Annotated in this window: 27 protein-coding genes; 9 read left to right on the top strand and 18 right to left on the bottom strand. The window is 65.0% G+C overall.

Features of this window, described 5'->3' with window-relative positions:
- Window positions 1–86: 86 nt before the first annotated feature.
- Window positions 87–311: a hypothetical protein gene (locus tag AWB68_RS46745; protein ID WP_125483008.1), complete on the bottom strand. Its 225-nt coding sequence runs from the start codon at window positions 309–311 to the stop codon at window positions 87–89.
- A 63-nt stretch (window positions 312–374) separates the two neighbouring features.
- Between AWB68_RS46745 and AWB68_RS23115 the strand changes: the two genes are divergently transcribed.
- Window positions 375–1,268 (top strand): LysR family transcriptional regulator, encoded by an 894-nt coding sequence (locus AWB68_RS23115; RefSeq protein WP_087646676.1) that lies wholly within the window; start codon window positions 375–377, stop codon window positions 1,266–1,268.
- A 262-nt stretch (window positions 1,269–1,530) separates the two neighbouring features.
- On the opposite strand, the gene AWB68_RS23120 is transcribed toward AWB68_RS23115, so the two are convergent.
- From AWB68_RS23120 to AWB68_RS23130, 3 genes are all read right to left on the bottom strand, one after another.
- On the bottom strand, window positions 1,531–2,337 hold the full coding sequence (locus AWB68_RS23120) for an SDR family oxidoreductase (RefSeq protein WP_087646677.1): 807 nt from the start codon (window positions 2,335–2,337) through the stop codon (window positions 1,531–1,533).
- A 422-nt stretch (window positions 2,338–2,759) separates the two neighbouring features.
- Complete coding sequence (locus tag AWB68_RS23125) at window positions 2,760–4,112, bottom strand: MFS transporter (RefSeq protein ID WP_087646678.1); 1,353 nt, start codon at window positions 4,110–4,112, stop codon at window positions 2,760–2,762.
- A gap of 76 nt (window positions 4,113–4,188) precedes the next feature.
- Window positions 4,189–5,316, bottom strand: coding sequence for an NADH:flavin oxidoreductase/NADH oxidase (locus AWB68_RS23130; RefSeq protein WP_087646679.1), 1,128 nt, complete (start codon window positions 5,314–5,316; stop codon window positions 4,189–4,191).
- Window positions 5,317–5,579: 263 nt separating this feature from the next.
- Between AWB68_RS23130 and AWB68_RS23135 the strand changes: the two genes are divergently transcribed.
- A complete protein-coding gene (locus tag AWB68_RS23135; protein WP_235028458.1) occupies window positions 5,580–6,548 on the top strand; it encodes a LysR family transcriptional regulator in 969 nt (322 codons plus the stop codon).
- 147 nt (window positions 6,549–6,695) lie between these two features.
- Here the strand turns inward: AWB68_RS23135 and AWB68_RS23140 are convergent, their stop codons facing one another.
- On the bottom strand, window positions 6,696–7,286 hold the full coding sequence (locus tag AWB68_RS23140) for a TetR/AcrR family transcriptional regulator (protein ID WP_087646680.1): 591 nt from the start codon (window positions 7,284–7,286) through the stop codon (window positions 6,696–6,698).
- Window positions 7,287–7,303: 17 nt separating this feature from the next.
- Window positions 7,304–7,687 carry a tautomerase family protein gene (locus AWB68_RS23145; RefSeq protein WP_087646681.1) on the bottom strand — a complete coding sequence of 128 codons (384 nt, stop codon included), beginning with the start codon at window positions 7,685–7,687 and terminating at the stop codon, window positions 7,304–7,306.
- A 60-nt stretch (window positions 7,688–7,747) separates the two neighbouring features.
- On the opposite strand from AWB68_RS23145, the gene AWB68_RS48290 reads away from it, so the two are divergent.
- The 3 genes from AWB68_RS48290 to AWB68_RS23155 all read left to right on the top strand — a co-directional run bounded on the left by AWB68_RS48290 (window position 7,748) and on the right by AWB68_RS23155 (window position 9,983).
- The gene (locus AWB68_RS48290; RefSeq protein WP_160110047.1) at window positions 7,748–7,915 is read left to right on the top strand and encodes a hypothetical protein; all 168 of its coding nucleotides are present in this window, start codon (window positions 7,748–7,750) and stop codon (window positions 7,913–7,915) included.
- A 147-nt stretch (window positions 7,916–8,062) separates the two neighbouring features.
- On the top strand, window positions 8,063–9,517 hold the full coding sequence (locus AWB68_RS23150) for an NAD-dependent succinate-semialdehyde dehydrogenase (protein ID WP_087646682.1): 1,455 nt from the start codon (window positions 8,063–8,065) through the stop codon (window positions 9,515–9,517).
- A gap of 175 nt (window positions 9,518–9,692) precedes the next feature.
- A complete protein-coding gene (locus AWB68_RS23155) occupies window positions 9,693–9,983 on the top strand; it encodes a nucleotidyltransferase family protein (protein WP_087646683.1) in 291 nt (96 codons plus the stop codon).
- A gap of 129 nt (window positions 9,984–10,112) precedes the next feature.
- On the opposite strand, the gene AWB68_RS23165 is transcribed toward AWB68_RS23155, so the two are convergent.
- Together AWB68_RS23165 and AWB68_RS23170 are read right to left on the bottom strand one after the other, a co-directional pair.
- Entirely contained in the window at window positions 10,113–11,231 is a 1,119-nt protein-coding gene (locus tag AWB68_RS23165; protein ID WP_087646684.1) for a 3-deoxy-7-phosphoheptulonate synthase, read from the bottom strand.
- Between the two features lie 102 nt (window positions 11,232–11,333).
- Window positions 11,334–12,386: a Gfo/Idh/MocA family protein gene (locus AWB68_RS23170; protein WP_087646685.1), complete on the bottom strand. Its 1,053-nt coding sequence runs from the start codon at window positions 12,384–12,386 to the stop codon at window positions 11,334–11,336.
- 94 nt (window positions 12,387–12,480) lie between these two features.
- Between AWB68_RS23170 and AWB68_RS23175 the strand changes: the two genes are divergently transcribed.
- Entirely contained in the window at window positions 12,481–13,437 is a 957-nt protein-coding gene (locus AWB68_RS23175) for a LysR family transcriptional regulator (RefSeq protein ID WP_087646686.1), read from the top strand.
- Between the two features lie 16 nt (window positions 13,438–13,453).
- On the opposite strand, the gene AWB68_RS23180 is transcribed toward AWB68_RS23175, so the two are convergent.
- The 8 genes from AWB68_RS23180 to AWB68_RS23215 all read right to left on the bottom strand — a co-directional run bounded on the left by AWB68_RS23180 (window position 13,454) and on the right by AWB68_RS23215 (window position 21,863).
- Window positions 13,454–13,714: a hypothetical protein gene (locus tag AWB68_RS23180; RefSeq protein ID WP_087646687.1), complete on the bottom strand. Its 261-nt coding sequence runs from the start codon at window positions 13,712–13,714 to the stop codon at window positions 13,454–13,456.
- Between the two features lie 175 nt (window positions 13,715–13,889).
- Window positions 13,890–14,495, bottom strand: a complete 606-nt coding sequence (locus AWB68_RS23185) for a LolA family protein (protein ID WP_087646688.1) — start codon at window positions 14,493–14,495, stop codon at window positions 13,890–13,892.
- Between the two features lie 30 nt (window positions 14,496–14,525).
- On the bottom strand, window positions 14,526–14,999 hold the full coding sequence (locus AWB68_RS23190) for a low affinity iron permease family protein (RefSeq protein WP_087646689.1): 474 nt from the start codon (window positions 14,997–14,999) through the stop codon (window positions 14,526–14,528).
- Between the two features lie 319 nt (window positions 15,000–15,318).
- Window positions 15,319–16,275 carry an ABC transporter permease gene (locus AWB68_RS23195; protein ID WP_087646690.1) on the bottom strand — a complete coding sequence of 319 codons (957 nt, stop codon included), beginning with the start codon at window positions 16,273–16,275 and terminating at the stop codon, window positions 15,319–15,321.
- A 19-nt stretch (window positions 16,276–16,294) separates the two neighbouring features.
- Window positions 16,295–17,278, bottom strand: a complete 984-nt coding sequence (locus AWB68_RS23200; protein ID WP_087646691.1) for an ABC transporter permease — start codon at window positions 17,276–17,278, stop codon at window positions 16,295–16,297.
- Window positions 17,275–18,876, bottom strand: a complete 1,602-nt coding sequence (locus tag AWB68_RS23205) for a sugar ABC transporter ATP-binding protein (RefSeq protein WP_087646692.1) — start codon at window positions 18,874–18,876, stop codon at window positions 17,275–17,277. Before AWB68_RS23205 ends, AWB68_RS23200 begins: the two co-directional genes overlap by 4 nt.
- Window positions 18,877–19,647: 771 nt before the next feature.
- Window positions 19,648–20,673: an ABC transporter substrate-binding protein gene (locus AWB68_RS23210; protein WP_087646693.1), complete on the bottom strand. Its 1,026-nt coding sequence runs from the start codon at window positions 20,671–20,673 to the stop codon at window positions 19,648–19,650.
- A 155-nt stretch (window positions 20,674–20,828) separates the two neighbouring features.
- A complete protein-coding gene (locus AWB68_RS23215; protein ID WP_087646717.1) occupies window positions 20,829–21,863 on the bottom strand; it encodes a LacI family DNA-binding transcriptional regulator in 1,035 nt (344 codons plus the stop codon).
- Window positions 21,864–22,119: 256 nt separating this feature from the next.
- Here AWB68_RS23215 and AWB68_RS23220 point away from each other — a divergent pair, with 256 nt between their 5' ends.
- Window positions 22,120–22,905 (top strand): phytanoyl-CoA dioxygenase family protein, encoded by a 786-nt coding sequence (locus AWB68_RS23220; protein ID WP_087646694.1) that lies wholly within the window; start codon window positions 22,120–22,122, stop codon window positions 22,903–22,905.
- Window positions 22,902–23,840, top strand: coding sequence for an aldose 1-epimerase (locus AWB68_RS23225; RefSeq protein ID WP_087646695.1), 939 nt, complete (start codon window positions 22,902–22,904; stop codon window positions 23,838–23,840). Before AWB68_RS23220 ends, AWB68_RS23225 begins: the two co-directional genes overlap by 4 nt.
- Window positions 23,841–23,894: 54 nt before the next feature.
- Here the strand turns inward: AWB68_RS23225 and AWB68_RS23230 are convergent, their stop codons facing one another.
- Window positions 23,895–24,761, bottom strand: a complete 867-nt coding sequence (locus AWB68_RS23230) for an intradiol ring-cleavage dioxygenase (protein WP_087646696.1) — start codon at window positions 24,759–24,761, stop codon at window positions 23,895–23,897.
- A gap of 110 nt (window positions 24,762–24,871) precedes the next feature.
- Window positions 24,872–25,741 (bottom strand): LysR family transcriptional regulator, encoded by an 870-nt coding sequence (locus tag AWB68_RS23235; protein WP_087646697.1) that lies wholly within the window; start codon window positions 25,739–25,741, stop codon window positions 24,872–24,874.
- Window positions 25,742–25,852: 111 nt separating this feature from the next.
- On the opposite strand from AWB68_RS23235, the gene AWB68_RS23240 reads away from it, so the two are divergent.
- Window positions 25,853–26,845, top strand: a complete 993-nt coding sequence (locus AWB68_RS23240) for a zinc-dependent alcohol dehydrogenase family protein (protein WP_087646698.1) — start codon at window positions 25,853–25,855, stop codon at window positions 26,843–26,845.
- Window positions 26,846–26,850 lie beyond the last annotated feature (5 nt).

A 26,850-nucleotide genomic window follows, 5' to 3' on the forward strand; every position in this document is an offset into this window, starting at 1 on the left:
GCGACGTGCGCGCCTTTTCTACATGCCAACAACGCCAAAACCCCGCTAACGACACTCCCCCGGTTGGACCACTCCGAGGGACCGGGCTAGCGGCGCATGGCAAGGATTGGCGTTGGAAAGCTGCTTTCTTTGCTTACTTTCTTTGCAGCAGCAAAGAAAGTGAGTCCCGCCCCGGACAGGGGCAGAGCAAATAAACCAAAACCAATACAAGTTCCACAGAAGCGCAACAAAATCAAACGGCGTAAACACCCCACCCCAAGCGCCAGCGACAGTTCACCGCATGTGCGGTAATCACGCCAATAGTCTTTCATGACGCTGTTATCATGATTCGTGATTACGCAGAGAGAGCCGCCCACGCGCGACCGGAGACCTCAATGGAACTGAAGCACCTCCGCGCATTTGTCGCGCTCGCCGAAGAACTGCATTTCGGCCGCGCCGCGCAGCGGCTTTGCATCGTGCAACCCGCGCTCAGCATGCAGATCAAGGCACTCGAAGAGGAACTGGAAGTGCGCCTGCTGGAACGCGATCGCCACAAGGTCGCGCTGACCGAAACCGGGCGCCTCTTCCTTCCCGAAGCCCGCGCCACGCTTCATCAGGCGATGCGTGCGGAACAGACCGCCCGCTTATCCTCTCGCGGCGAAATCGGCACGCTGCGCATCGCGTTCGTGTCATCGGTGCTGCCGAAATTGCTGCCGACCCTCATCCGCAGCATGCACGCGCGCTATCCGCTCATCACGCTCGAACTGAAGGACATGTCGACGCCAGAGCAGATCGCCGCCCTCCACGACAACAAGCTCGACTTCGGCCTGATGCGGCTGCCCGTCCACGGGGCGGGACTGGAGACGCGCGTCGTGCTCGAAGAGCCATTCGTCCTCGCCCTGCCGGACGACCATCCCCTCGCCGCAAAATCGCTGATCCACCCGGCCGAGCTGCGCGGGCATCCCGCTTTCGTGCTGGCGCGGCGCTACGCACCGGGCTTTCATGACGACATGCTCGTCGCGTTGAAGCGTCACGGCGCGGATCTCGAAATCGCTCAGGAACTGGGGGAATTCGCCACCATGCTGGCGCTGGTCTCCGCCGGCCTCGGCATCGGTGTGATTCCGGCCGAAGCGGCCACCGCCCTGCCGCCGAAAGTCGTCGCGCGGCCACTCGATCTTCCCGATCACCGGGCGTGCATCGGGCTTGGGTTCACGCGCCTCGACAGCGCGGCGAAGCGCTCGCTCGCCGCCGTGATGGAAGAAAACGTCGGCGATGTGTGGAGGAAGTAGCTTCGTTTATGCAATGCGGGTGGTCCGGCATGCCCGCATCGGCATCGATCAGCAGGCGCGTTTAGACCGCTGTCGGTTTGATTGATCGGCGTTTCAGCTTTGCTCGTCCTGCTTCGCGAGCGCGCGGCGATGCGCGAGCAACGCCATCAGCCTCGGTGAAGCGCGCGCTTCGCCTCGACGGTTTCCGCGACCGCAAACGTCGATTCCGTCGATTCCGTCGATTCCGTCGATTCGTCGTTGGTTTGCGTTCAGAGCACGGCGTTCAAAGCGCTTCGACGTTGCCGCAGACCGAGATGGCCTGGCCCGAGATGCCGCTGCCGCCCGGCGAGCACAGAAAGAGCGCGGTGGCCGCGACTTCCTCAGGCGTCGTCATGCGGCGCAGCGAAATCTTCGCGAGATACTCCTTCTCCATCTGCTCGTACGTGAGGCCGAGTTGCTCTGCGCGCGCCGCGATCACGCGCTCCATGCGCGGACCCTTGACGATGCCCGGCTGAATCGCGTTCACGCGAATGTTGGACGGCCCGAGCTCGATCGCGAGACTCTTGGTGAGCCCGACGATGGCCCACTTGGCCGCGGCGTAAGGGGTGCGGTATGCGTAGCCGAGGCGGCCCGCCACCGACGAGAGCGCGATGATCGTTCCGCCCTCTTTCGACTGGCGCAAGAGCGGCACCGCGCGGCGCGCGAAGTAGAACTGCGCGTTCAGGTTCACGTCGACGGTCTGTTCCCACGCGCTCGCATCGAGTTCGTCGATGCCGCCTGTCGGGCCCGCGATGCCCGCGTTGTTGATCAGCACGTCGAGGCCGCCGAGTTGCGCGTCGACATCGGCGAAGACACGCTCGACGGCGGCCTGATCCGATACGTCCGCGAGTGTCGCGGTGATCGCGTTGCACTCCGTGTGGCTTTCGGCTTCGAGCAGCGCGTCGATGGCCTGCTGGCTCGCATCGCAGACGTGCACGCGCGAGCCGGCATCGACGAACGCACGCGCGATCACGAGGCCGATGCCCGATGCGCCGCCCGTCACGAGCACGCGCAGGCCGGCGTGCGGTTTCAACATTTGTAGGACCGTCATGCTGTCTCCTGTCGGCCAGACTTGGCGCTGTCGATCAGAGTTGGCGCCTTAGCGCCTTACTCTGGTCCCATGCGCCTTACTCTGGTCCCATGCGCCTTACTCTGGTCCCATGCGCCTTACTCTGGTCCCATGCGCTTACTCCGGTCCCATGCAACATAGTTGCTGTTGTTGTTTTTTACAACTCAACCCTCGCCGCGTCCCGGCTCTCCAACCGATTCTGCAAATCTTCCGCGGCCTCGGTGATGTCCTGCTCGATGCCCGCGCGCGCCTTCGCCGCCGGCACGCTGCGGTTCCCGTACGAACTGTGCGACCTATGAACGCACGTCGAAGGGAAGTCTCTGCCGCGCGAGGGCGGCAGTCAATCTACATGGGCCAGGGACAAATGCGGAGCCGCTCCACTTTCGATCGAGTCGGCGCCGCCCTCAATCCGGCATCCCTGCACCGCGCGTCTCCGGCAGGAACCAGGGCAGCACGATGCCGATCACATACACCGAGCCGAGCGCGAGCGCCGCCTGCGACACGCCGCCGAACGACGTGATCATGCTTCCCGCGATGATCGGGAACACCCACGCGATCAGGCGCGCCGCGTTGAACACGAAGCTGATCGCCGTCGATCGAACCGTGCAGGTGAAGAGTTCAACCGGATAGATCGCCATCCACACATACGCGCAGCCCAGCGTGAAGAAGCCGTTGATCGGCGCGGCCACCATCATCGCTTCGACGCTCGTCGTCAGCTTGTAGGTGATGAGCGTGGTCACGAGTGCGCCGACGAAAGTCAGCGAAAGGAACGCGCGCCGCCCGATCGCATCCACGACGAACCCGGCGACGAGATAGGCCACGGTCGCGCCGAGCGTATAGGCGATCGATACCTTCGAGCCCCACGACAACGCATCCGGAATGCCCTCGGCCTTGGCGATCGCGATGGTGTAGGTCGGCAGCCAGCTTGAGATGGCCCACCAGCCGACCGTCGTCACGATCGACAGCACCGTCAGGATCACCGTGCGGCGCAGCGCCTCGCGTTCGCTGAAAAGCTGCGTCAGCGTGAACGGGCGCTTGTTCGATTGCGGCGCGTCGTTCTCGTTCGCCTCGGCGTTGGTCGCGTTCCAGCGCTTCTCGCGCACCGCGCGCTGCCATTTCTCCGACTCGTTCACGCCGCGCCGGATATACAGGACGAAGAGCGCGGGCAGCGCGCCGAGCACGAACATCAGGCGCCACGTTTCGGCGCCCAGCGGATGCGTCGACGAAAGCGCGTACCACACGACTGCCGCCGTCAGCGTGCCCCAGCCGAAGCCCGATTGCAGGAAGCCGGCGCCTTTAGCGCGGGCCTGTTCAGGCCAGGTTTCCGACAGCAACGCGATGCCCGTGCTCCATTCGCTGCCCATCGCGAGACCGGTCAGGAAGCGCAGCGCGCACAGCGTCCAGAAAGTTTGCGAGAACGCCGTCATGCCGGAAAAGAGCGCGTAGAGGAACACCGACCACAGCATCATGCGCTTGCGGCCGACGTAGTCCGCGAGAATGCCGCCGACCATGCCGCCCACGCCCCAGCCGAGGAGCGTGATGCCGATCACGAGGCCGGCGTAGAAGGTCGGCGATGTGGCTTGCGCGGGTGTCAGCACGGAATGCAGCATCGGGCCGAGAACGACGACGAGCGCCAGCGCCTCGTACCCGTCGAAGATCCAGCCGAGAAAGCTCGCCTTGAGTACGCGCCAGTGCATGGGCGTGAGGCCTTCGTACCAGCGGGTTCTTGCGCCTACGGCGAGGTGTCCCTGGTTCATCGTTTGTCTCCTTCAATGTATTCGTCTGAGTGTTTCGGTGTGCCGGGCGGATGCCCGCTTGCCCATGAGCGCAAACCTAGCGCTGGCCGAACGCCGCGCCATCGAACACCCGCCCCGCGCCGCGCGGTTCGCAGCGCCAATATTGCGGCGGAGCCGAGACCTTCGCACCCAGCGCGGCCGCCGCGTGCCACGGCCAACGCGGGTCCCACAGCACCGCGCGCGCCAGCGCGATCAAATCGGCATCGCCGTCGCGAATCACCTTGTCGGCATCCGCCGGCTCGGTGATCAGGCCGACGCCGATCGTCTTCATGCCAGTCGCCTCGCGCACCGCGCGGGCAAACGGAATCTGGTAATGCGGCCCAAGCGGAATTTTCTGGTCCGGCGAAACCCCGCCCGTCGATACATCGATCCAGTCGCAGCCGCGCTCGTGCAGACGCTTCGCAAGCTCGATCGTCTGCTCGACGGTCCAGCCGCTCTCGACCCAGTCGGTCGCTGAAACGCGCACGCCAAGCGGCTTGCCCGCGGGCCAGACGGCGCGCACGGCATCGTAGATTTCAAGCGGGAAACGCATGCGGTTTTCAAGCGAGCCGCCGTATTCGTCGGTGCGCCGGTTCGCCACCGGCGAGAGAAACTGGTGCAGCAGATAGCCGTGAGCGAAGTGCAGTTCGATAGCGGCCAGACCCAGCCGCTCGGCACGCTGCGCACTCGCGACGAACGCATCGCGGATGCGTTCCATGCCGGCGCGGTCGAGTTCGAGCGGCGCCAGTTCACCGTCTTTCTGGGCGAGCGCCGACGGGCCGGATGCCTGCCAGCCGCCGTCTTCCGGTGCGATCTGCGCGCCGCCGCGCCAGGGCGCCTCGCTCGACGCCTTGCGCCCCGCGTGGCACAACTGGATGCCGATCGGCATGTCGCTGAACTGGCGCACTTCGTCGAGCACGTTGGCGAGCGCCTGTTCGTTCGCGTCGGAATAGAGGCCGAGGCAATACGGCGTGATGCGGCCCGCCGCTTCCACCGCGGTCGCTTCGAGCAGCATCAGGCTCGCGCCGCTCAGCGAGAGGTTGCCGATATGCGTGCGGTGCCAGGCGCTCGCCGATCCGTCGACTGCGCTGTACTGGCACATCGGGCTGATGATGATGCGGTTTCGCAGCTTGAGCGAACCGAGTTCGAAGGGAGAGAAAAGCGTTGCGTTCAGGGATTCGCTCATGGGTTCATTTCCTTGGCTGACAAAGGTGACTGACTGCACGGAGAACGCGGCGAGGACAAAGCCGCTGGGTCGACTTAGAATCGCGATGCACGATGCTTCGGCGCCGCCATCGAATCGCCGCTGCTCAGGCGATCGCTCCTGTAACGTCCCTAGGATGCGGACTGACGAGGCTTTTGAAAACTTCTCAATGTTCAATGCAGGCATCGTCAAACGCGATGGATGCGAATCCGCAGATGCGGGAAAACCCGGGCAGAGGAGAGCACATGCGCGTTGCAGCAGACCGGCCGGTGCGCTTCGACATGGAGTCGCTGCGCGTGTTCGTGGCCGTCATCGAGGAAGGCAGCATCGCAGCGGCGTCGGGACGCACGCACCTCGTGGCATCGGCGGTCAGCAAGCGGGTGTCCGACCTCGAAGGCGACGCCGGCACGCCGCTCCTCTATCGCCACAGCCGCGGCGTGCAGCCGACGCCCGCGGGCGAGGCGCTCTATCACCACGCGAAGCGCCTGATCGAGCACCTGCAGCAGATATCGGACGAATTGTCCGAGTATTCGGAAGGCTTGCGCGGCCACACGCGGATCTACGTGAACTTCACCGCGATGGTCCAGTACCTGCCCGGTGCGCTGCACTCGTTCCTGCGCGCGAATCCGCAAGTGCGGATCGACATGGTCGAGAAATCGAGCGATGAGGTCGTGCAGGCGATTGCAAGCGGCGTCGCCGATCTCGGCATCGGGTCCGTCACCGAGGACGCGCTGAGCGGCCTGGAGTGGCATCCGTACAGGGTCGACAAGCTCGTGCTGATCGTGCCGCCCGATCATCGGCTGGCCGCGCGCGCCCGCGTGAAGTTCGAGGAAGCGCTCGACGACGACTTCGTCAGCATGCCGCACGGCACGTCGATCTCGAAGCTCTGTCGCGAGGCCGCCGAGCGTCACGGCAGGCGACTGCGCGTGCGCATCGAGGTGACGAGCTTCGAGGGCGTGCGCAACATGGTTGGCGCGGGTCTCGGCGTGGGCGTGCTGCCCGAGGGCAGCGTCGTGCCGTATGCGCATGCGGCGCCCTTGTCCGTCGTCGAGATCGACGAGCCCTGGTCGCTGCGGCCCTTGCTGATCATCGCGCGCAATTTCGCCACGCTGCCCTTGCCGGCACGCATGCTGGCCGATCACCTCGAACAACGGAAAGAGGCTGGAGCGCCGCTATCGGCACCGTACGGCCTTGCCGATCCGCCCGAAGCTTGAGCGCGGAGACGCGGCGCCGTCCTCATTCCCGAAGCCTAACCTGCGTTCCGTCGGCGAACCGCGGCGCACGCTCACCAGCAAAGCGCGCCACTTTCGAAAGACTGCTGCCCTACCTGCTGCTGCCAATGGCGGGCAGCTACTGACAGGCTACTCACAATCGAGACGTAGATGTTCGCGCGCCGCTTCGAGAATCTCGTCGGAAAGCGGATCGTCGCGCACCGCGCGCGCCAGCGTCACCGCGCCGATCAGCATCGACATGCGCGCGAGTGCGCGCCTGCGTGACTTCTTCGTTTGACGCGCCTTCGAGAACGACATCAGGATATCGATGAGCGTCTTCAGTCCGCGCGTATAGACGCTCCGAACGGGCTTCGACGCGTCCTCTCGGCCCACGTCGGCCGCGAGCGAATTGGCGGGACATCCGAGGCCGGGTTGATCCCGCTGCTTCGCGCTGAGATAGTGCTTCGCCAAGGCATCGAGGAGCGCGGGTTCGTCCGCGCCGTCCTTCCCGATCGACCTCCAGCGCGCCGCCGACTCTTCAAACGCCTTCGCACATGCGAGCGCGGCGAGTTCGTCCTTCGATTCGAAATGTCCGTAGAAGCCGCCATGCGTGAGGCCCGCCGACGCCATGATGTCGGCGACCGAGACGCCGTCGAAGCCATGCTCCTTGAAAAGACGCGCGGACGCCGCTTCGATGAGCAGGCGGTTCTTGTCGGTTTGTTCGCGAGAGACGCGCGGCATGGTGAGGACTCGACGGGTTATGTGGCGTACTGCGCTTCGCCGTTACCGAACGACCAGTTCTCCTTCACCACTTCGACGAGACTGATGAACAGGTCCTCTCGTCGCAAGCCGACGCGCTCGTGCAATCCGTCCACGAGCGCCTTGTAGAAGGCGCGCTTCATGCCGACATCGCGCCCCGTATTCAATGTGACCTGCACGATCACGCATTGCGGCGACCGCTCGATGCCGAGGTAGCTCGGGTCGGCGATGAAATCGCTGGACTTGTGCTCGCTCACGACCATGAAGCGATCGTTGGCGGGCACGTTCAGGGTTGTTGTCATCGCCTTGTAGACTTCGTCGGCGAGCGCGGTGCGGTATTCGGCAGACTGGCCTTCCGCCAGATCGATGCGTACGAGAGGCATGTCGATTTCCTTTTTCGATGGTTGACGCAGTGCGCGCCAAGAGAGGAGACTCAAGAATAGATGATGAACGAACTTTATTCAATAGATGACGACCATCATTTATTTGGCGTTATCAAGGGACCGATCCGGGCGCATTCGTTAATATTGCCGGACGATTCATCGTCTGAATGCGGGCATGGCGAAGCGCTTGTCGTCAAGGTGCAAGTGAAGCGACCCATTTCGGCATGATGCCGGCCGCGTCCGGTGTCAGTCTTGGGGGACGATTGCGCCGCGCGCAAACGTTCTTTTTGTCATCGCAATCCGAACTCCGTTAAAGTGATTCAAGCACGCGGGACGGGCGAGCGATCCCGCAACCATCCGACCGGAGCCACCCCCATGCAACTCAAGTGCCCCAACCTGTTCGAACAGTCCGCGTATGTCGGCGGAAGCTGGATAGAAGCAACCTCCCAGCCGCATGTCACGATCACCAATCCGGCGAACGGCGAGGCGGTCGGTCACGTTCCCCGGCTGACGGCGGCGCAGGCCGGCGAGGCGATCGCTCACGCCGCGTCAGCGTTCGCCGAATGGCGCGAGTGGAGCGGCCGCGAACGCGCGTGCGTCTTGCGCGAATGGGCGCAACTGGTCAAGGTGCATCGCGACGATCTCGCGATCATCCTCAGTTCCGAACAGGGCAAGCCGATCCACGAGGCGCGAGCCGAGATCGCGCAGGCCGGCAACTATATCGAATGGTTTTCAGAGGAAGCACGGCGCATCTACGGCGACAACATGCCCGCCGCGCGCCGCAGCCAGCGCATTCATGTGATCAGGCAGCCCGTCGGCGTGTGCGCCGCGATCACCTCGTGGATGTTTCCTTCGTCGATGGTGGCGCGCAAGATCGGCGCCGCGCTGGCTGCGGGCTGCACGGTCGTGCTCAAGCCCGCGTCGCAGGCGCCGTTTTCCGCGCTCGCGCTCTGCGTGCTCGCCGAGAACGCCGGAATGCCGCGCGGCGTCCTGTCGGTGCTGACAGGCGACGACGACACGCTGATCCCGGCGTTGCTGGACAGCCCGGTGGTGAGGAAAGTTTCGTTCACCGGCAGCATCGACGCCGGCAAGCAATTGATGGCGCGATGCGCGGGCACGGTCAAGAAAGTCTCGCTGGAACTCGGCGCGAGTTCGCCTTTCATTGTCTTCGACGACGCCGATCTCGACATCGCCGTGACCGGCGCGCTGGCGGCCCGGTTTCGTCATACCGGACAGGCTGCGATGTGCGCGAATCGCTTCCTGATCCAGGACCGCGTGCACGACGAGTTCGTGCGCCGCCTCGTCGACAAGGTGAAGGCGCTCAAGACCGGCGACGGCATGCGCGACGACTCGCAAGTCGGCCCGCTCATCGATCACGCGGCGGTCGAGCGGATCGAAGCGCTGGTTGCCCAGGCCGTTGCAGGCGGCGCGCGGGTGGTCGCGGGCGGGCAGCGCCATGCGGCCGGCCCGAATTTCTATCAGCCGACCGTGCTGACCGAGGTCGATCCCGGCATGGACATCTGCGGCGACGAGATCCTGGGGCCCGTCGCGAGCGTCATCCGCTTCAAGGAGGAAGCCGAAGCGCTGACGCTCGCGAACCAGGGCCGCTCGGGACTGGCCGCGTACTTCTACACCTCCGACCTGAACCGCTCGTTTCGCGTGCTGGAAGCGCTGGAATGCGGCGTGGTCGGGGTGAACGAAAGCCTCGTCTTCAACGAAGTCGCGCCGTTCGGCGGCGTCAAGGAATCGGGCCTCGGCAGGGAAGGCTCGCATTATGGCGTCGAGGAATATCTCGATACGAAGTACGTGTGCTTCGGGAATGTGGGCTGAACGCCGCGTTCATTCGCGTTTCATGCTTTGTCGAGCGACGGCGGCCGGGCGTTGCGACAGGCCGACCGATCCGGGAACGGTACAGAAATCAGGATGTCGCAATTCTCGAATATAGTTGGTTAAGCGGTATGCTCGATTGCATTCCACCTCAACGAGTTTCGATAAAAGGATAGCCATGCGACCGTCCGAAATGCTGGACCTGAAGCGAAGCGCGGTGCTCGAAACGACGAGCCGCTTCCCCGTGGCGAACCCGCGCGTCTTTGGCTCGGTGCTGCACGGCACCGACCGGGACGGCAGCGACCTCGATCTGCTGGTCGATGCGCTACCCGGCACGACGCTGTTCGACCTGGGCGGCTTGCAAGATGAGCTGGAGACGCTGCTTGGCCTCCACGTCGACGTCCTGACCCCGGCTGACCTGCCGCCGAAAGTCCGGGCCAAGGTGCTCGCGGAGGCGACGCCCGTATGAGCGAGAGCCGTTTGTCGGAATACCTCGACCACATACAGCAGGCCGCGACGGATGCGTGCGGTTTCGTGGAGGGGCTCGTTTCCTGAGACGCCCTCAACTGGGCTTCGGGTTGTAGACCCGACGCCCCGCTCAGCCCCCCCGCCGCTCGCGCACCGCTCGCGCGAGCGCTTCGAGCACTGGCTCCGTCTGCGCCCAGCCCAGACACGCATCCGTGATCGACACGCCGCGCTTGAGCGGCACGCCCGGCTTCAAATCCTGCCGCCCTTCCTCGAGATTGCTCTCGATCATCACGCCGATGATGCGCGTGTCCCCCGCCGACAACTGTCCGGCGACGTCCGCCGCGACATCCATCTGGCGCAGGTGCGACTTGCCCGAATTCGCGTGCGAGCAATCGACCATCACCTGTTCGCGCAACCCGACCGCCTTGAGCGCGGCGCAGCATGCCTCGACGGATTCCCGGTCGTAATTCGGACCCTTCTTGCCGCCGCGCAGGATCACGTGCGCGTCGTCGTTGCCGCGCGTCTCGAAGATCGCCGCCATGCCCATCTTCGTCATGCCCATGAACGCGTGGCTCGCGCCCGCCGCGACGATTGCGTCCGCCGCGATCTGCACGCCGCCGTCGGTGCCGTTCTTGAAGCCGATCGGACAGCTCAAACCCGACGCGAGCTGCCGATGGCTCTGGCTCTCGGTCGTGCGCGCGCCGATCGCGCCCCACGCGATCAGGTCCGCGATGTATTGCGGGCTCAGCAGGTCGAGGAATTCGGTGGCGGTCGGCAGGCCGATGCCGCTGACATCGAGCAGCAACTGCCGCGCGCGCCGCAGCCCTTCGTTGATGCGATAACTGCCGTCGAGCCGCGGATCGTTGATGTAGCCCTTCCAGCCGACCGTCGTGCGCGGCTTCTCGAAGTAGACGCGCATCACGATCAGCAACTCGCCGGCGAGCGCATCGGCGGCGGCTTTCAGGCGGTGCGCGTACTCGAGCGCCTGATCGTGATCGTGGATCGAGCACGGACCCACGACGGCGACGAGGCGGTCGTCGCGGCCATGCAGGATATCGGCGATGGCCACGCGGCTTTTCTCGACGAGCGTCAGCACGTCGGACGGAACCGGCAGTTCGTCCTGCAGCAGCGCGGGAGAGATCAGCGGGCGCACCGCGCCGATGCGGACGTCGTCGATGCGGGTCGAGTCCTCGGTGGAATCGGCGACGCCGACTTCGTGGTCCATAAGGGGATTGTCGATGCGGCTCAAGGTGGTTCTCCCGGGCTTGCAGTGGGCAAATGACGATTATCGCATTCGCTCCGGCGGGATCGGGATTTTGCGCGGCGCGTTTCGGCAATCCTCAGCCGTGCTTCAGGCCGGCGTCGTATCGACGATCGAACCGGTCTCCGCCGCCTTGACGATCGCCTCGGTGATGCGCAGGTTCTGCAACCCGTCGCGGACGCTGACGATCGGCTCGGCGTCCCCGCGCACGACTCGGCCGAAGTGCTCGATCTGATGCTTGAGCGGATCGTCGCGCGTCATCTCGGCGACGCTCACGTCGAACGGCTTCCACCACGAGCGGTCTTCGGCTCGGCCGTAGGTCTTCATGCGCATGGTCGGAATCGAGAGCGAGCCGAACGTGCCGGCGATCACGTAGCAGTCTTCGTCGGGATAGGTCGAGTACGCCTTGTTTTCCTGCGAGGTCTGCTCCCAGCTGCGCGCGCTCGCCGCCGTATCCGACAGCATGAACGTGCCGAGCGCGCCGCTCGCGAAACGCAGGTTGATCGCGACCGTGTCCTCGACGGGAAAGCCGCGCGTGGCGTGCGAGGCGAACGCCTGCACCGCGACGATGTCGCCGCACAGCATGCGCAGGTTGTGCACCTCGTGGATCATGTTGAGCAGGATCGGGCCGCCGCCCGCTTCCTTGCGCCACGGGGCCTCGGCGTAATAGCGCTCGGGCTTGAAGAACACGGCGCTGCCCATCACCGCGACGAGCTTGCCGAGCCGCCCTTCGTCGATCAGTTGCTTCGCGCGCGCCATGATCGGGCTGTGCGCGCGGTGATGGCCGATCAGGATCCTCGCGCCGGTGCGTTCGGCTTCCTTCACCAACGTCTCGGCTTCCGCGACGGTCGGCGCAACCGGCTTTTCGAGCAGCATCGGCACGCCCGCCGCGATGCACTGCAACGCGTGCTCGACGTGCAACTGATTGGGCGTCGCGAGCACGACGCCGTCGGGGCGGTCGTTCTCGAACAGTTCGTCGAGCGACTTGTAGAGCGGCACGCCGGCCCTGGCCGCAATCTCGACGGCGGCCGGCGACGGATCGACGATCGCCGACAGCATGCAGTTCGGGCTCGCCGCGGCCACACTTATGTGCGCCTGTCCGATATAGCCTGCGCCTGCCACGGCGATGCGAGTCCTGGTCATTGCAATGTCTCCTGTTTGACGGTCGGTCCCGATTGCGCGACGCCTCGGGTTACAGCTAGATTAATATGCATCCACCCCAACACAATGCGGCCATATGGAAAATCACAGTGCGCTCCTGGCGAACAATGACGCGTTCCTGCGCGACCTCCAGTTGTTCTGCACGGTCGCGCGACGGGCGAGCTTCATCACCGCATCGACGGAAATGGGCATCTCGCCCTCGCACGTCAGCAAGCGGATCGCGATGCTGGAGGCGAGCCTCGGCGTGAAGCTCTTTTCGCGCACGACGCGCCGCGTCAGCGTGACGAGCGACGGCGAAGCGGCGTTCCAATGGGCGCAGAAGATTCTCGAAGACGTGCAGGGCATGGCCGATGCGTTCGCGAGCCGCGCGAGCGGTCCGCGCGGACTGCTGCGTATCGCGACGAGCTTCCGGCTCGGACGCAACCATGTCTCGCCGATCCTCTCGCTGCTGCGAAAGCGTCATCCCGAACTGGAGCTATGGCTGGAACTGCTGGACCGGCGCATCGACCTGGTCGGCGAGAACTTCGACATCGACATTCGCGTCGGCGAGGTGCAGGAGCCGCATCTGATCGCGCATCGCATCACGGAGAGCGTGCGGATTCTCTGCGCGGCGCCGGACTATCTTGCGCGCAGGGGCACGCCGAAGCATCTGACGGAGCTGGCGCAACACGATTGCCTGCTGTTTCGCGGGCGCGACGACCGTTTCGGCGTCTGGCGTCTAAGCGGACCGCACGGCGAGGAAAGCGTGAAGGTGACCGGGCCGATGGCGTCGAACCATACCGATATCGTGCTTCAGTGGGCCCACGAAGGACATGGCGTGCTCATGGCGTCGATCTGGGATGTCGCCGAGAGTCTCGCAGCGGGCGCGCTCGTGCGCGTGCTGCCGAACTACTGCCAGCAGGCGGATGTTCTGGCCGTGACGTCGACGCGCGCATCGTCGTCGGCGAAGATCCGCGTATGCATCGATTTTCTCAGGGAGCAACTGACGAGCGGGCCGTTCGCGCTGGTCACGCGCGGCGTCGGCGGAGTTTGAGCGCCCCGTTCGCGCGTCAGGCGGCTTTGCGCAAGGCGGCGAGCTTACTGTCGTCCGGTTCACGCGCGGTGACAGGCCGGTCGTCGATCTCGGCCATGCCGTAGGCCAAAGCGAAGTTGCGGGCGTCGACGGCACTCGGGAAGTGGCCCAGCACGCCGCTCGCGCGCTGCAATCCGTCCAGCTCCCTCACGATCAGCATGGCCGCGTACAAGCCTTCGTCGTACGCAGCGAGCGGAACCAGCACAACGCTCTTATAGGCAACCTCGTTATCTCGCATTGTCGGCTCTCCAGGTTCATGGCCCAGTACGCCTCCGGTCAGGCTTCCCGGGGCATCGGTTATGTTTAGCCATTGTCGATAAACATAATGGTCGAAGCATTCGGGGTTTGCCCTAGGAAAACGTTTATTCCGCCGAAAAAGATGCGTTTTGCATGAAGTTTTGACTGAGTTCAAACTAGGCGCCGAAAAAATCTTCCGGTAAACCCGCATCGATGCGCAGATCGTCCATCGTCACCGATTCGATCCGCTCGCCGCGATTGTCCTCGCTGATCACGCGATTGGGCAGCGAACCCGCCGCGTCGAACCAGACCCGATAGCGATGCACGCCCGCCACTGTCCGGCCCGACGCACCTTCGACCACGAGACACCCCGGATCGCCCACGTTCGCGACCGATGCGGCGCCGCCTTCGCGGAGCGCGCGAAGGTTGCGCACGAGCGTGCCGAGATCGGACTGGTCGATGCGATGCCCCTGCGGGCCGCGGATCATCGGATTGCCGGGATCGAGCGCGAGCGACGGAAAGCGCGGAAAGCCGAACGGCCAGACGCGCGCCGTGCGTGTCCGAGGATCGAAGATGAGTGTCGCGCCGGCATGCGGCCGGATGAAGTCCATGCGGATGAAACCCGGCTTGCGGAAGCTGTAGCGAAGCGCGACCGGCTCGCCGTTCTCCGGGTGCGAGTGCAAGGTCAGGGTATAGGTCGTGAGCGCGGTGAATGCGGCTTCGGCGGCCGCGAGCAAAGCGGCCGGTGCGGGGTCGGAATCGCGGGGGTCGCGGGATGGCATCGTTGGTTGGCGTGCATGGGGCGGGCTCGTTCAACTCGCCAGCTTTTCCGGGTTGTGGGGCGCGCTCTCTTCGTTCGCCATGCGCAGGTACGCGGCCGCGAGCCGTCGGAGTTCGTCTTCGCTCGCGTCCTCGATGCCGATCAGCTTGTCGCTCGCCGCGCGGTGCGACGCGATCAGTTCATTCAGCTTCAGATGCAGCGCGACACTGTCCTTGTTCTGGCTTTGCTGGATCAGGAACACCATCACGAATGTGATGATCGTCGTGCCGGTGTTGATCACGAGTTGCCAGTTCTCCGAGTAGTGGAAGAACGGTCCGGTCAGTGCCCATACGACCACCGAGGTCACGGCGAATGCAAACGCCACGGGCGAACCGGCCCAGCGCGTAACGGCGCTCGCGAATGCATCGAAGGCGCGGGTGATCGGGTGGCCCGATGCGTAGGCAGGACTCGAGGTGTCAGGGACCGTGTCGAGTTCGTCGGTCGACGTTGTTGCTTGCTTGCGCATGGTTGACTTGCTCCTTGGTGGTCGCTGCGCTTGAGACGAGCAAGGCGCGTACCTTACATCGACATTCGCTGGACAGCGATTTGAAGGGCGTCGGAAACCGTTCAGTTCAATCGCCGTCATCGATGCGCAGGGCAAGTCCATCACGCGAGGCAAATCAGAGGTCGACGCGAGCGACAAGAAGCAGATGAACATGGCGTTGTCGCCGGGGAGTACCCGGTTGCGTGAGTAGCCGTCGCGGACGACAGCCACCGCACGCAGGGGCGTGACGGCTTCGGCGTGAAGCCATAGGTCGCTGGCGCTTGGGTTATGGCGCTTATACCTAACGCGCCACCTTCAAAGAACCCCTTCGCCGCCTCAGCACCCGCGCCTGCAACACGATCACGAGCAGGAGAAATAACCCGCGAATCACCGATTGCCAGTACGCCGACAAGCTGATGTACCCCAGCCCGTTCTCGAAGTTGAGCAGATTGAACACGAGCCCAAGCAGCACGACACCGGCAATCGTCATCGCGATGGAACCCTCGCCGCCGGTCAGGCGCGTGCCCCCGAGCACCACCGCCGAGATCGCGAACAGCTCCCAGCCAACGCCTTCGTTCGGCTGCCCCGCGCCGAACTGCGCGGCGAGGATCGCGCCCGCGATGCCGGCGAGCAGCCCGCTCACGGCATACACGCAAACGAGCGTGCGATCGACGTTCAGCCCCATCAGCCGCGACGCCTCTTCGCTGCCGCCGATCGCGAGCGCGTGCCGCCCGAAGCGGCTGCTGCGCAAGGCGATCCAGCCGAGCACCGCGGCGGCTGCCGCGACAAGTCCGGGAATCGGCAAGCCGAACAGGTCGCCCTGGCCGAAGTTGGCGAAGTTCGATTCGGCGGAAATCGCGACGGCATCGTTATGGCCGAGCAGCAGCGCGAGGCCGTGCGCGCCGAGACTCGTCGCGAGGGTGACGATGAACGGCAAGATCCGCATGTGCGTGATGACGAGCCCGTTCAGCACGCCCACCATAAGCCCCGCGCACGATCCGGCGAGCACCGCCGCGACGCCGCCGTGCGGACTCGCGAGCGCCGCCACGACGCTGCCGAGCGCCGCCACCGCGCCCACCGAAAGATCGATACCGCCCGTGATGATCACGAACGCCATGCCCACCGAGATCAGCGCGAACATCGAGTTGTAGCGCCAGAACGACGTGATGTTGTACGCCGACGCAAAGTGCTCGTAGCGCGTGACGCCGAGCACGAGCAGGGCCGCGAGCGCGATCAGTATCGGGAGGTTCTTTTTCATGTCGATGATCCTGGCGCGGTCAGTGCCGGCGCCGCTGCACGTAGACTGCCGCGATGATGATGCCCGCCTTCAACACGAGCGCCGCCGCGTCGGGGATGCCGTGCGCGAGCAGCGTATAGCGCAGCAACTGGATGATGAGCGCGCCGATCAGCGTGCCGGCGATATACGCCTTGCCGCCCGTCAGCGCCGTGCCGCCGACCGCGACCGCCGCGATCGCGTCGAGTTCGGAGCCGAGCCCGATCACGTTCGCATCCGACGACGAATTCACCGAGATCGAGATCAGGCCGGCCAGCCCGGCGAGCGCGGCGCACACGGTGTACGCGATCATCTTGACGCGCGCGGTCGGGATGCCGCTCAGGTACGCGGCCTGTTCGTTGCCGCCCGTCACGAGCAGGTACTTGCCGAACAGCGTCTTCCTCACGATCCACGCGAACAGCGCGACGAGCGCGAACATCAGGAGGATCTGGAACGGCACGCCCGCCACCTTGCCGAGCGCGATCCACTGGAACGCGGGATTGTTGAACGCCTGGAGGCTGCCATCGGTGACGACCTGCGCGATGCCGCGTCCGGCGATGAAGAGCACCAGCGTGGCCACGATCGGCTGCACCGCGAGCCGCGTCACGAGAAAGCCGTTGAACACGCCGCACAGGGCCGCCGCGAGAATCGGCAGCGTGAACGCGAGCACGATGCCGAGCGGCCCGGCGATGTTCATGAACAGCATCGGCGCGAGCGCACCGGAAATCGCCATCGACGCGCCCACCGACAAGTCGATGCCGCCCGTCGCGACGACCAGCGTCATGCCGATCCCGACGATCACGATCGTCACGACCTGCGTCAGATTGACGTTGAAGGTCTGCAACGACCAGAAGTGATCGGTGAAGAGCAGGTTGAACACGATCATCGCGACGAGCACGGCGATCTCGCGCTGGATCGTCAGACGATGCCTTTTCTTCGGGGTCGACTGCGAGAGCGCCACGGCGGCGGGTTGCGTCTTGTCCGTCATCCCTGGGTTCCCTCGCTTTCGGAGACGGCCTGCGCAAGCGTCGATTGTTCGCCGGAGCCGTAGGCGATCGCGTCCATGATTGACGCCTCGGTCATGCGCGCGCCGTCGAGTTCGGCAACGGTCTCGCCGTCGCGGATCACGACCGCGCGATCGGCCACCGCCGTCAGCTCTTCGAGTTCCGATGCCGACAGCAGCACCGCGAGACCGGAGTCGCGCAACTCGCGCACGATCTTCGCGACATCGGCTTTCGCGCCGACGTCGATGCCGCGCGTCGGTTCGTCGAGGAGCAGGAGTTTCGGATTGGTCGCGAGCCAGCGCGCGAGCAGGACCTTCTGCTGGTTGCCGCCGGAGAGTTCGCGGATCGGCTGGTCGGGCGAGCGCAGCTTGATGCCGAGCGATTCGATGAAGCGCTCCACGATCTCGCGCTGTTTCGCCACGTCGACCACGCCATGCTTCGTGAGCGTGCGCAGGCACACGAGCGTGAGGTTGTCGCGCACGGAAAGCTCCGGCACGATGCCTTCGGCCTTGCGGTCCTCGGTCAGATAGGCGACGCCGCGCGCGATCGCGTCCTGCGGCGACTTCAGCGTGACCGGCTGGCCGCCGATCGTGAGCGAGCCGCGCTCGGGGCGATCCGCGCCGAAGATGAGGCGCATCGTCTCCGTGCGGCCCGAGCCGAGCAGGCCCGCGAGGCCGACGGCTTCGCCCGCGTGCACGTCGAGCGAGACGCCGGTGACTTTCGTGCCGCTCGCGAGCGCCTTTGCGGCCAGCGCGACGCCGCCGCGCTTCGCGAGATTCGCCTCCTTCACCGCGCTGTCCTCGTGCACGACGGCGGCGAGCGAGCGGCCGAGCATCGTCGTGACGAGTTGCAGCTTGTCCATGTCGGCCAGCGCGCTTTCGGCGACGGTCTGGCCGTCCCGCATCACGGTCACGCGGTCGCAGAGCGCATAGAGTTCGTCGAGCCGATGCGACACGAAGATGACCGCGCGGCCGTCGTCGCGCAGACGCCGCACGACGTTGAACAGCAACTCCACTTCGCGTTCGTCGAGCGAGGACGTCGATTCGTCCATGATGACCATCTTTGCATCCGACGACACCGCGCGGGCCAGCGCGACCATTTGCTGGATGGCGGTCGAATGGTCGCGCACCGGCTTCTCGACGTCGATCTGCAAGCCGAACGAATCGAGGAGCTCGCGTGCCTTGGCGCGCACGCTTTTCCAGTCGATCATGCCGAAGCGGCGCGGCTCGCGGCCGAGAAAGATATTCTCCGCGACCGAGCGGAACGGCACGAGGTTGATCTCCTGATAGATCGTGCTGATACCGGCTGCGCGCGCTTCCTTCGGCGTGCGGAAATCGACTTCGCGTCCATCGAAGTGGATCGTGCCGGCGGTGCGCCGGTAGGCGCCGGTGAGGATCTTGATGAGCGTCGATTTGCCGGCGCCGTTCTGGCCGATGAGGGCGTGGACCTCGCCGGCGGCCACCGACAGCCGCGCATGGCGCAATGCCGCGACGCCGCCGAAGGTGATGTCGATGTCGTGCATGGTGAGCAGGGGGCGACTGCTTGGGTCGCTTTTGTCGGCGCTCAGTGCCGGGGGCTCCATTTGCTGTGTCTCCTGTCGGCAAGGGTTTGGTGTTGGTGTTGTTGTTTACACCGTTTGATGCGCTTGGGCTTCTATGGAACTTGCTTTGTTTTTGGTTTATTCGCTCTGCCCCTGTCCGGGGCGGGACTCACTTTCTTTGCTGCTGCAAAGAAAGTAAGCAAAGAAAGCAGCTTCACAACGCCAATCCTTGCCATGCCCCGCTAGCCCGTTATGTCGGAGTGGTCCAACCGGGGGAGTGTCGTTAGCGGGGTTTCCCCGTTGTTGGCATGTAGAAGAGGCGCGCGCGTCGCACCGCGATACGAAGTGGACCAGCAGTCATTCATCCAGCTTCGCGCTACGCGCTCACCCGTCAGGTAAAGCTAAAACCCATCGCTACCTCGCTACTTTGTGCTTGCTGACGCTTCAATTCACCACCGTTAGCAGACCTGGCGTCGGGCACGCAGCGCCAGGACGGATGTATGACGGCTGTTCCACTCCTTGTCGCGGTGCGACGTGCGCGCCTTTTCTACATGCCAACAACGATGAAACTCCGCTAACGACACTCCCCCGGTTGGACCACTCCGACATAACGGGCTAGCGGCGCATGGCAAGCATTGGCGGTGGGAAGCTGCTTTCTTTGCTTACTTTCTTTGCAGCAGCAAAGAAAGTGAGTCCCGCCCCGGACAGGGGCAGAGCTAATAAACCAAAAACAAAGCAAGTTCCATAGGAGCGCAAAAACATCAAACGGTGTAAACAACCCAACCCCCACCCCACCCCCAAGCGCCAGCGCCCTCAATACCCGTATTGCATGCTTTCCTTGACGTTGCTCTTGTCATAGAACCGGTCAGAGACCTTGACCCACGCCGGCACCGCCTCACCCTTCGCGTACTTCTGCGCGACATCACACGCGAGTGGCCCAAAGAACGGGCTCGACTGCACGCTCGCCCCAAGTTCGCCGGCCGCGATGGCATCGAGTCCGCCCTTCGTGCCATCGATCGTCACGAGCACGATGTCCTTGCCCGGCTGCTTGCCGGCCGCCTTGATCGCGGCAATCGCGCCGAGCGCCATCTCGTCATTGTGCGCGTAGACGGCGGTCACGTCGGGATGCGCCTGCAACAACGTCTCCATCACCTGACGGCCCTTGTCGCGGGCGAAATCGCCGCTTTGCGACGCGACGATCTTCATGCCCGGATTCTTCGCGATGACTTCGTCGAAGCCCTTCTTGCGGTCGTTCGCGGCGGAGGCGCCCGTCGAACCCTCCAGTTCGATGATCGTCGCCTTGCCGTTGGTCGCCTTGACGAGCCAGTCAGCGGCGCGGTGGCCCTGGTCGATGAAGTCCGAGCCGATGAACGTAATGTAGTCGCGGCCGGCCTTCGCCATCGACTGATCGACGTTGCGGTCGACGAGGATCACCGGAATGCCGGCCTTCTTCGCCTGCAATACGACCGGCGCGAGCGGCTTTTCCTCGCGCGGCGGGAACACCAGCAGGTCGACGTGCTGCGCGATCATGCTCTGGATGTCCGCGACCTGCTTGGCGGGCGAACTGTTGGCGTCGGTCATGACCATCTGCCAGCCGCACTTCGACGCAATGTCCTTGAAGCTCTTGGTCTCAGCCAGGCGCCACGGATTGTTGCTCTCGGTTTGCGCGAAGCCGACGCGCAGCGGTTTCTTGTTCGGGATCTTGGGCAGGGCATCGTCGGCGGCGCTGGCGATGTTGGCCGCGCCCAGGCCCGCCACGAGCGAAAGCGCGACGAGCGATGCGGCAAGCGGGCGAATGCCGGTGGCGCACCGGCGCGAGGGGTTTCTAAGCGACAGCATGTCTTCCTCCGATAGGGATGGTTTGTTTGTTCTGTGCTGCTGATGCCTCGGGTGCTTCGTGTTGCGGCTGGATTGACTCTCGTTATTGGCGTGTCTCGAAATGCGTCGATTATTCCACCGCGCTTTATTAATGGTCAATCGCTAATATTATTAGTTCATGGTTGTTTTGTTTCGGTAATTACCCTGACCGAGCCGCGTTCGACGAGCGGCCCGTCGAGCTTCACCGTCCGATGCCGCACCGGTGCGCCGGCCGCGCGGTTGTGCTCCTCCTGGAGCAGCGTCTCGACCGCCCAGCGGCCCAACTCGTAGTTCGGCAGCACCACCGTCGACAGCGGTGGATGCGTGTGGCGCGCGATCTCCTGGTCGTCGTAGCCGAGCACGGAGACGTCTTCCGGCACCCTCAGGCCGAGTTGCTTCAGCGCCTCGATCGCGCCGAGCGCCATCAGGTCGTTGGCGCAGAAGATCGCGGTCGGCGGGTTCGGCTCGCGCATCAGCGAGAGCGTCTGCTCGAAGCCCGTGCCCGAACTCCAGTCGCCGTCTCGCACGAGTTCGGGCGCGAACGGCAGGTCGGCGGTCGCGAGCGCCGTGCGGTAGCCCTTCAGGCGGTCGCGCGCCGCGTCCTGCCAAGGCTCGCCGTTGATATAGCCGATCCGCCGATGCCCCGCGTTCAGCAGGTGATCGGTGGCGGTATGTCCGCCCGCGACCTCGGCGGGCACCACCGACGACAGGTTCACGTCGCTCGCATAGCAGTTGAGCAGCACGGTCGGCACTTTCGAGAGCGCCAACGGCGGGCTGACGCGGCGCGTGTAGACCGTCGCATAGATCACGCCGAGCACGTTCGGGTTGCTGAGCGTCGCGTCGAGCACCTGCTGCTCGATCTCCGCGTTGCCGTGCGTCGAGTACACGGCGAGCATGCGGCCGTGCGCGAACGCGGCATCGCGCGCGCCGTCGATGGTCACGACCGGATGCGGGCTCGTCGAGATTTCGTCGGCGAGATAGACGATCAGGTTGCGTTCGTCGGACGCGTCGAGCGCGAGCGGCTCGCGCTGCGACATGCGATAGCCGAGGTCCTGCGCCGCCTTGAGCACCTTGTCGCGGGTCGCGTCGGAAAATTTCGCGCCGCTTGCGTTGTTCAGCACCAGCGACACCGTCGATTGCGAGACGCCGGTGAGCTTCGCGATGTCGGTCATCGTCGGGCGGCGTTGCGTGGATTTTTTCATTGTGCTGGCCGCTCGCGGGCGGCGTCGTCGATGCATGGGGCGATGTGGCTTTTCAGTTCTGTCTCGCATCGCCGGCGTGAGGACATTACCACTAATAATATGCATCGACAACGCTCGGAAACTCCATCTTGGGTGGCCCGTTCGGCTGCGTGCTATTACTAATAATATTGACGCCGCGATGCCGGACGTGCGATTCTGCCCGCGAAGGAAAAGAGAGGAGACGCATATGGCCCGATACGACGACAGCGCCCGCGACGCGCTTGCCGCCGCGTTCGAACGCGACGGCTTTGTCATGCTTCCCGGACACTTCCCGCGCGCGACGATGGACGCCTGGCGCTCGGCGTTCGAACCGCTGCTCGAACCTCACTTGCACGCCACCGACGGCAATCGCGGACCGGGGCGCTATTACGTGACGCTGCCGTTCGAAGGCGAATTCGCCGATCCATCGATCTTCTGCGACGACGACGTGCTCGGCATCGTCGAGCGAGTGGCCGGCCCGGACCCGGTGATGTGCCAGCTCGCGACCGACACGCCAGTGCGCGGCTCCGGTTTCCAGGACTGGCACCGCGACACGCCGCCGCTCTTCGAGGGAATCCCCGAGACGCCTTCGTTCCAGTTGGCGGTGAATTTTCCGCTCGTCGATGTCGACGAGGAGAACGGTTCGCTGGAGACCACCCGCGACACGCATCGCGTCTCGCGGGAAGAGGCGCTCGCGGGTTTGCAGGACGGGAGGTTTGCGCCTGAACGCGTGCCGATGCGTCTCGGCGACGCGATGATCCGCGACGTGCGCGGCCTGCATCGCGGCACGCCGAACTACATCGGCACGCCGCGGCCGATGGTCGTGATTGGCTATAGCCGCGCGTGGTATTTCCGGCCGGAAGTGCGGATCGACGTGCCGCGGCGCGTGTTCGCCGCACTGCCCGCCCGCGCGCAACGGCTCTTGCGCTACAACCCGCAGGTGGACACGACGCCGCGCACCTTTGACGAAAGCTACCGGCAGTTCGCATATTGAGCGCCGCTCTTCCCCGGCCCGCCGACGACGGCTCGCTCATCGAGCTTCGGCACGGCGCGCGGCGCGTGCTGATTGCACCGCACGTGGGCGGTGCAATCGCGGCGTTCTTCGACGCAGGCGAGCGCGGCGACGTCCACTGGCTACGGCCGGCGTCGCGCGAAGCGCTTGCCGCGTGCGATCCGCTCGGCATGGCGAGCTTTCCGCTGCTGCCTTACTGCAACCGCATCCGCGATGCGCGCTTCGTGTTCGACGACGAGACGGTCGATCTCGCCGGCGACGGTAACGCCTTCGATCACGCGTTGCACGGCCATGCGTGGCGGCGGCCGTGGCGCGTCGGTGCAACGACGCGGTCGAGCGTGGAACTGCATTTCAGCCACGTCCCGTCGGCGGCGCCCGCGCATCATTGGCCGTTCCGCTACGAGGCGACGCAGCGCATCGAACTGAGCAGCGCGGCCCTGACGGTGACGATGTCGGCGCGCAATTTGTCGGACCGGCGGATGCCGTTTGGCATGGGGCATCATCCGTACTATCCGCGCACGCGCACGACGCGCATTCACACGCGGGTGGCGGCGATGTGGCATTCGACGCCCGACCTCCTGCCGACTCATCTCGGGCCGCATGTTTGCATCGGGCAACTGGCTTCGTCGGAGGGGATGCTCGCCGATGCGTTTGATCTGGACAATAACTTCGCCGGCTGGTCACGGAGGGCGACGATCGCGTGGCCCGATGAGCAGCGTTCGGTCACGCTGTGCGCCGAGGCGCCGTTCGACCATATGGTGCTTTATGCGCCGGCGGACGAGCCTTCTTTGCTATGCGTCGAACCGGTGACCAATACCGTCGACTGGATCAATCTCGATGGTGGGGGCGGGGGCGGCTGCGTGCTGGGGCCGGGGGAATCGATCCGTGCGTCGTTTGCGTGGATGCCTTTGCGCTGATGATCGCCAGGTGCTTGCTTGGCGCAAACAGCCCCCAACTCCACGCGCCAGCGATCACTCCCGATTGAGCACGAAATCATAATCGAGCGTATAAAACGGCCGCTCCATCCAGGAACCATCCGGCGCAACGCCCGGCGCATGTTCAATCCAGTCGCCGATCAGCGTCGAGCGCACGCCAAACACGACGTCCGAATCGAGATACTGGTCGCCATTGCGAAAGACGTGCGTGATCAGCGTCTCATACCCCGGCGCCTGAATCATGAAATGCAGATGCGCAGGCCGCCAGGGATGCCGCCCCGTCGCCGCGAGCATCTTGCCGACCGGCCCGTCGTGCGGAATCGGATACGCTTCCGCCAGGATCGAGCGGAAATGAAAGCTCCCGTCCGCCCCGGTGCGCAGCTTGCCCCGCGCGCGATGCTCATGCCCACCGCCGCCCTTTTGCTGCACGTCGTAGAAGCCGTCCTCGTCCGACTGCCACACGTCCAGCAACGCACCCGCGACAGGCTCGCCGTCGATCCCCACCACCCGGCCCCGCACGAAGCACGATTCGCCTTTGGCGCCGTTCGCGATGTCGTCGCCGCAGTCGTACTCCGGCGCGTCCTCCACGAAAAACGGCCCGAAAACCGTCGACTCCGTGCAAGCCGCGGGCTTCCGGTTGTTCTGCGACGTGACCAGCATCGACAGCCCGAGCGTATCGGATAGAAGGATGAACTCCTGGCGCTTGTCGTCGGTGATGTGCCCGACGTCGGTCAGGAACTGGATCGCCTTGAACCACTCGTCTTCGGTGAGCTTCACCTCCCGCGCGAACGAGTGCAGGTGCTGCACGAGTGACGTCATGATCGTGCGCAGCCGTTCGTCTGCGCATTGGGACATCGAGGCGAGAACCGCCTGGGTGATGGTGTCTTCGTTGATATTGCGCATCGTGTCTGTCTCCTGTAGCGCGTCAAAAGCGCGTTTGTCGCTACGGTAATCGCTCGACTCGCGAAAGGGAATGCCTCGCCGGGAAATGACTTTTCCGCTGGAAGGAAAAATCAGGCGGCCGCGAGCGTTTCCAGCACCACGTCGAGCAGCGCCCGCAGCCGCGCGAGACGCCGCAGGTCGCGGTGATAACCGAGCCATACGTCGCGGCCCGGCGGCGCTTGCCCGAGATCGATCCGGCGCAGGCCCGGCGTCGCGTCGCCGAGCGGACACGGCAGCACGGCGAAGCCGCCGCCTTGCGCGCACATGCGCGCCTGTGCGCCGCGGTTGTTGCTCGTGAACGCGATGCGCGCCTGCGGCAACATCCGCTTCACCCACTCGACATCGGGCAGCGCGCCGAACGCGCTGTCCATACTGATGAGCGCGTGGCCGTCGCCCGCGCCCGCGACCGGTGCGACGAGGTCGATGCGTCCGTAGAGCGCATAGTCCATGTGCATCAGCTTGCGCTGGATGACGTCGGGTTCGTCGAAAGGCGTGATGCGAAACACGAGGTCGGCCTCGCGCCGCGCGAGGTTGTAGCGCCGCGAATCGGTGACGAGTTCCACCGACACGCCCCGCTGCCGCGCCAGGAAGCGCGCGAATACGGGCGTCAGCACATGCTCGCCGAACCAGTCCGACGACGACACCCGCAGCAAGCCCGTCAACTGCTCTTCGCGGCCGGCGAGCGAGCGCGTGAAGCCGAGCGCTTCCTCCTCCATGCGCTCCGCGAAGCCGAGCACGGCCGTGCCTTCGTCGGTCAGGACGAAACCATCGTTGGTGCGCTGGAAGAGCGTCTGGCCGACCGCTTCCTCGAGCGCCCGCAGGCGCCGTCCCATGGTCGGCTGGGTCTGTCCGACGAGCTTTGCCGCAGCGCCCAGCGTGCCCGCTCGCGCGATCGCGAGGAATACGCGGACGTCGCTCCAGTCCAGATTCATGTCGTTCATTTTCGTTTGGATGCCGTGCACGAACGTCGATTTACATGCCGTTTCGCATGGACGATTATGAACCCATCGAATCGTTCTTAGCGCTCCAATCGATCCCAAAAGGAACTCGTCATGTCCACGTCCATGCAAGCCCTCGTTCTCAACCGCTACAACGGCCCGCTCGAACTCACCGATCTCTCGCGCCCCGCGCCTTCGGCCGGGCAGGTGCTGGTTCGCATCGCGGCAAGCGGTCTCAATCCGCTCGACGCCAAGATTCGCGCCGGCAGCGCCGAGCATGCGAAGCATCCGTTGCCGCTCGTGCTGGGCATCGACATGGCGGGTGTCGTCGAAGCGGTCGGCGCGGGCGTCACCGCGTTCAAGGTTGGCGACGAAGTCTATGGAATGACGGGCGGCGTCGGCGGCATCCAGGGATCGCTCGCGCAGTACGCGGCGGTCGACGCGAGCCTCCTCGCCAGGAAGCCCGCGAATCTCTCGATGCGCGAGGCGGCCGCGCTGCCGCTCGCGTTCGTCACGGCGTATTCGGGGATCGTCGATCGCGCCCGTCTGCAAGCGGGACAGACGGTGCTCGTGCAGGGCGGCGCGGGCGGCGTGGGATACGTCGCCGTGCAACTGGCGCTCGCGCTCGGCGCGACGGTCTCGGCCACGGCGAGCACGCGCGATCTCGATACCGTCGCGCGGCTCGGCGCCACGCCGATCGACTACCGCGCGCAAACGGTCGAACAGTACGTCGAGTCGCACACGCGGGGCGCGGGGTTCGATCTGGTCGTGGATACCGTGGGCGGCGCGACGCTCGACGCCTCGTTCGCCGCGGTGAAGCACTTCGGCCACGTGGTGAGCGCGCTCGGCTGGGGCACGCATGCGCTCGCGCCGCTGTCGTTCCGGGAAGCGACCTACTCGGGCGTGTTCACGCTGTATCCGCTGCTGACGGGCCTCTATCGCTCGCATCACGGCGAGATGCTGAGCGCGGCGACCCGTCTCGCCGAGGCCGGCCACCTTGCGCCGCGCGTCGATCCGCGCCGCTTCGATCTGGCGTCGGCCGAACTCGCCTACGAGGCGTTGTCCGACGGCAGCGCGCGCGGCAAGATCGTCGTCGACGTGGCGTGAGACGC

The sequence above is a fragment of the Caballeronia choica genome (assembly GCF_001544535.1).
GTDB classification, from domain to species: domain Bacteria; phylum Pseudomonadota; class Gammaproteobacteria; order Burkholderiales; family Burkholderiaceae; genus Caballeronia; species Caballeronia choica.

Bases quoted from the DNA above. Each gene is read 5' to 3' on its own strand.
- AWB68_RS23120 (WP_087646677.1), bottom strand. From the start codon at position 2,337: ATGACGGTCCTACAAATGTTGAAACCGCACGCCGGCCTGCGCGTGCTC.
- AWB68_RS48290 (WP_160110047.1), top strand. From the start codon at position 7,748: ATGATGAACGAACTTTATTCAATAGATGACGACCATCATTTATTTGGC.
- AWB68_RS23125 (WP_087646678.1), bottom strand. From the start codon at position 4,112: ATGAACCAGGGACACCTCGCCGTAGGCGCAAGAACCCGCTGGTACGAA.
- AWB68_RS23135 (WP_235028458.1), top strand. From the start codon at position 5,580: ATGCGCGTTGCAGCAGACCGGCCGGTGCGCTTCGACATGGAGTCGCTG.
- AWB68_RS23205 (WP_087646692.1), bottom strand. From the start codon at position 18,876: ATGGAGCCCCCGGCACTGAGCGCCGACAAAAGCGACCCAAGCAGTCGC.
- AWB68_RS23145 (WP_087646681.1), bottom strand. From the start codon at position 7,687: ATGCCTCTCGTACGCATCGATCTGGCGGAAGGCCAGTCTGCCGAATAC.
- AWB68_RS23195 (WP_087646690.1), bottom strand. From the start codon at position 16,275: ATGAAAAAGAACCTCCCGATACTGATCGCGCTCGCGGCCCTGCTCGTG.
- AWB68_RS23200 (WP_087646691.1), bottom strand. From the start codon at position 17,278: ATGACGGACAAGACGCAACCCGCCGCCGTGGCGCTCTCGCAGTCGACC.
- AWB68_RS23150 (WP_087646682.1), top strand. From the start codon at position 8,063: ATGCAACTCAAGTGCCCCAACCTGTTCGAACAGTCCGCGTATGTCGGC.
- AWB68_RS23155 (WP_087646683.1), top strand. From the start codon at position 9,693: ATGCGACCGTCCGAAATGCTGGACCTGAAGCGAAGCGCGGTGCTCGAA.
- AWB68_RS23115 (WP_087646676.1), top strand. From the start codon at position 375: ATGGAACTGAAGCACCTCCGCGCATTTGTCGCGCTCGCCGAAGAACTG.
- AWB68_RS23170 (WP_087646685.1), bottom strand. From the start codon at position 12,386: ATGACCAGGACTCGCATCGCCGTGGCAGGCGCAGGCTATATCGGACAG.
- AWB68_RS23220 (WP_087646694.1), top strand. From the start codon at position 22,120: ATGGCCCGATACGACGACAGCGCCCGCGACGCGCTTGCCGCCGCGTTC.
- AWB68_RS23235 (WP_087646697.1), bottom strand. From the start codon at position 25,741: ATGAACGACATGAATCTGGACTGGAGCGACGTCCGCGTATTCCTCGCG.
- AWB68_RS23175 (WP_087646686.1), top strand. From the start codon at position 12,481: ATGGAAAATCACAGTGCGCTCCTGGCGAACAATGACGCGTTCCTGCGC.
- AWB68_RS23180 (WP_087646687.1), bottom strand. From the start codon at position 13,714: ATGCGAGATAACGAGGTTGCCTATAAGAGCGTTGTGCTGGTTCCGCTC.
- AWB68_RS23140 (WP_087646680.1), bottom strand. From the start codon at position 7,286: ATGCCGCGCGTCTCTCGCGAACAAACCGACAAGAACCGCCTGCTCATC.
- AWB68_RS23190 (WP_087646689.1), bottom strand. From the start codon at position 14,999: ATGCGCAAGCAAGCAACAACGTCGACCGACGAACTCGACACGGTCCCT.
- AWB68_RS23230 (WP_087646696.1), bottom strand. From the start codon at position 24,761: ATGCGCAATATCAACGAAGACACCATCACCCAGGCGGTTCTCGCCTCG.
- AWB68_RS23185 (WP_087646688.1), bottom strand. From the start codon at position 14,495: ATGCCATCCCGCGACCCCCGCGATTCCGACCCCGCACCGGCCGCTTTG.
- AWB68_RS23210 (WP_087646693.1), bottom strand. From the start codon at position 20,673: ATGCTGTCGCTTAGAAACCCCTCGCGCCGGTGCGCCACCGGCATTCGC.
- AWB68_RS23215 (WP_087646717.1), bottom strand. From the start codon at position 21,863: ATGACCGACATCGCGAAGCTCACCGGCGTCTCGCAATCGACGGTGTCG.
- AWB68_RS23130 (WP_087646679.1), bottom strand. From the start codon at position 5,316: ATGAGCGAATCCCTGAACGCAACGCTTTTCTCTCCCTTCGAACTCGGT.
- AWB68_RS46745 (WP_125483008.1), bottom strand. From the start codon at position 311: ATGAAAGACTATTGGCGTGATTACCGCACATGCGGTGAACTGTCGCTG.
- AWB68_RS23240 (WP_087646698.1), top strand. From the start codon at position 25,853: ATGTCCACGTCCATGCAAGCCCTCGTTCTCAACCGCTACAACGGCCCG.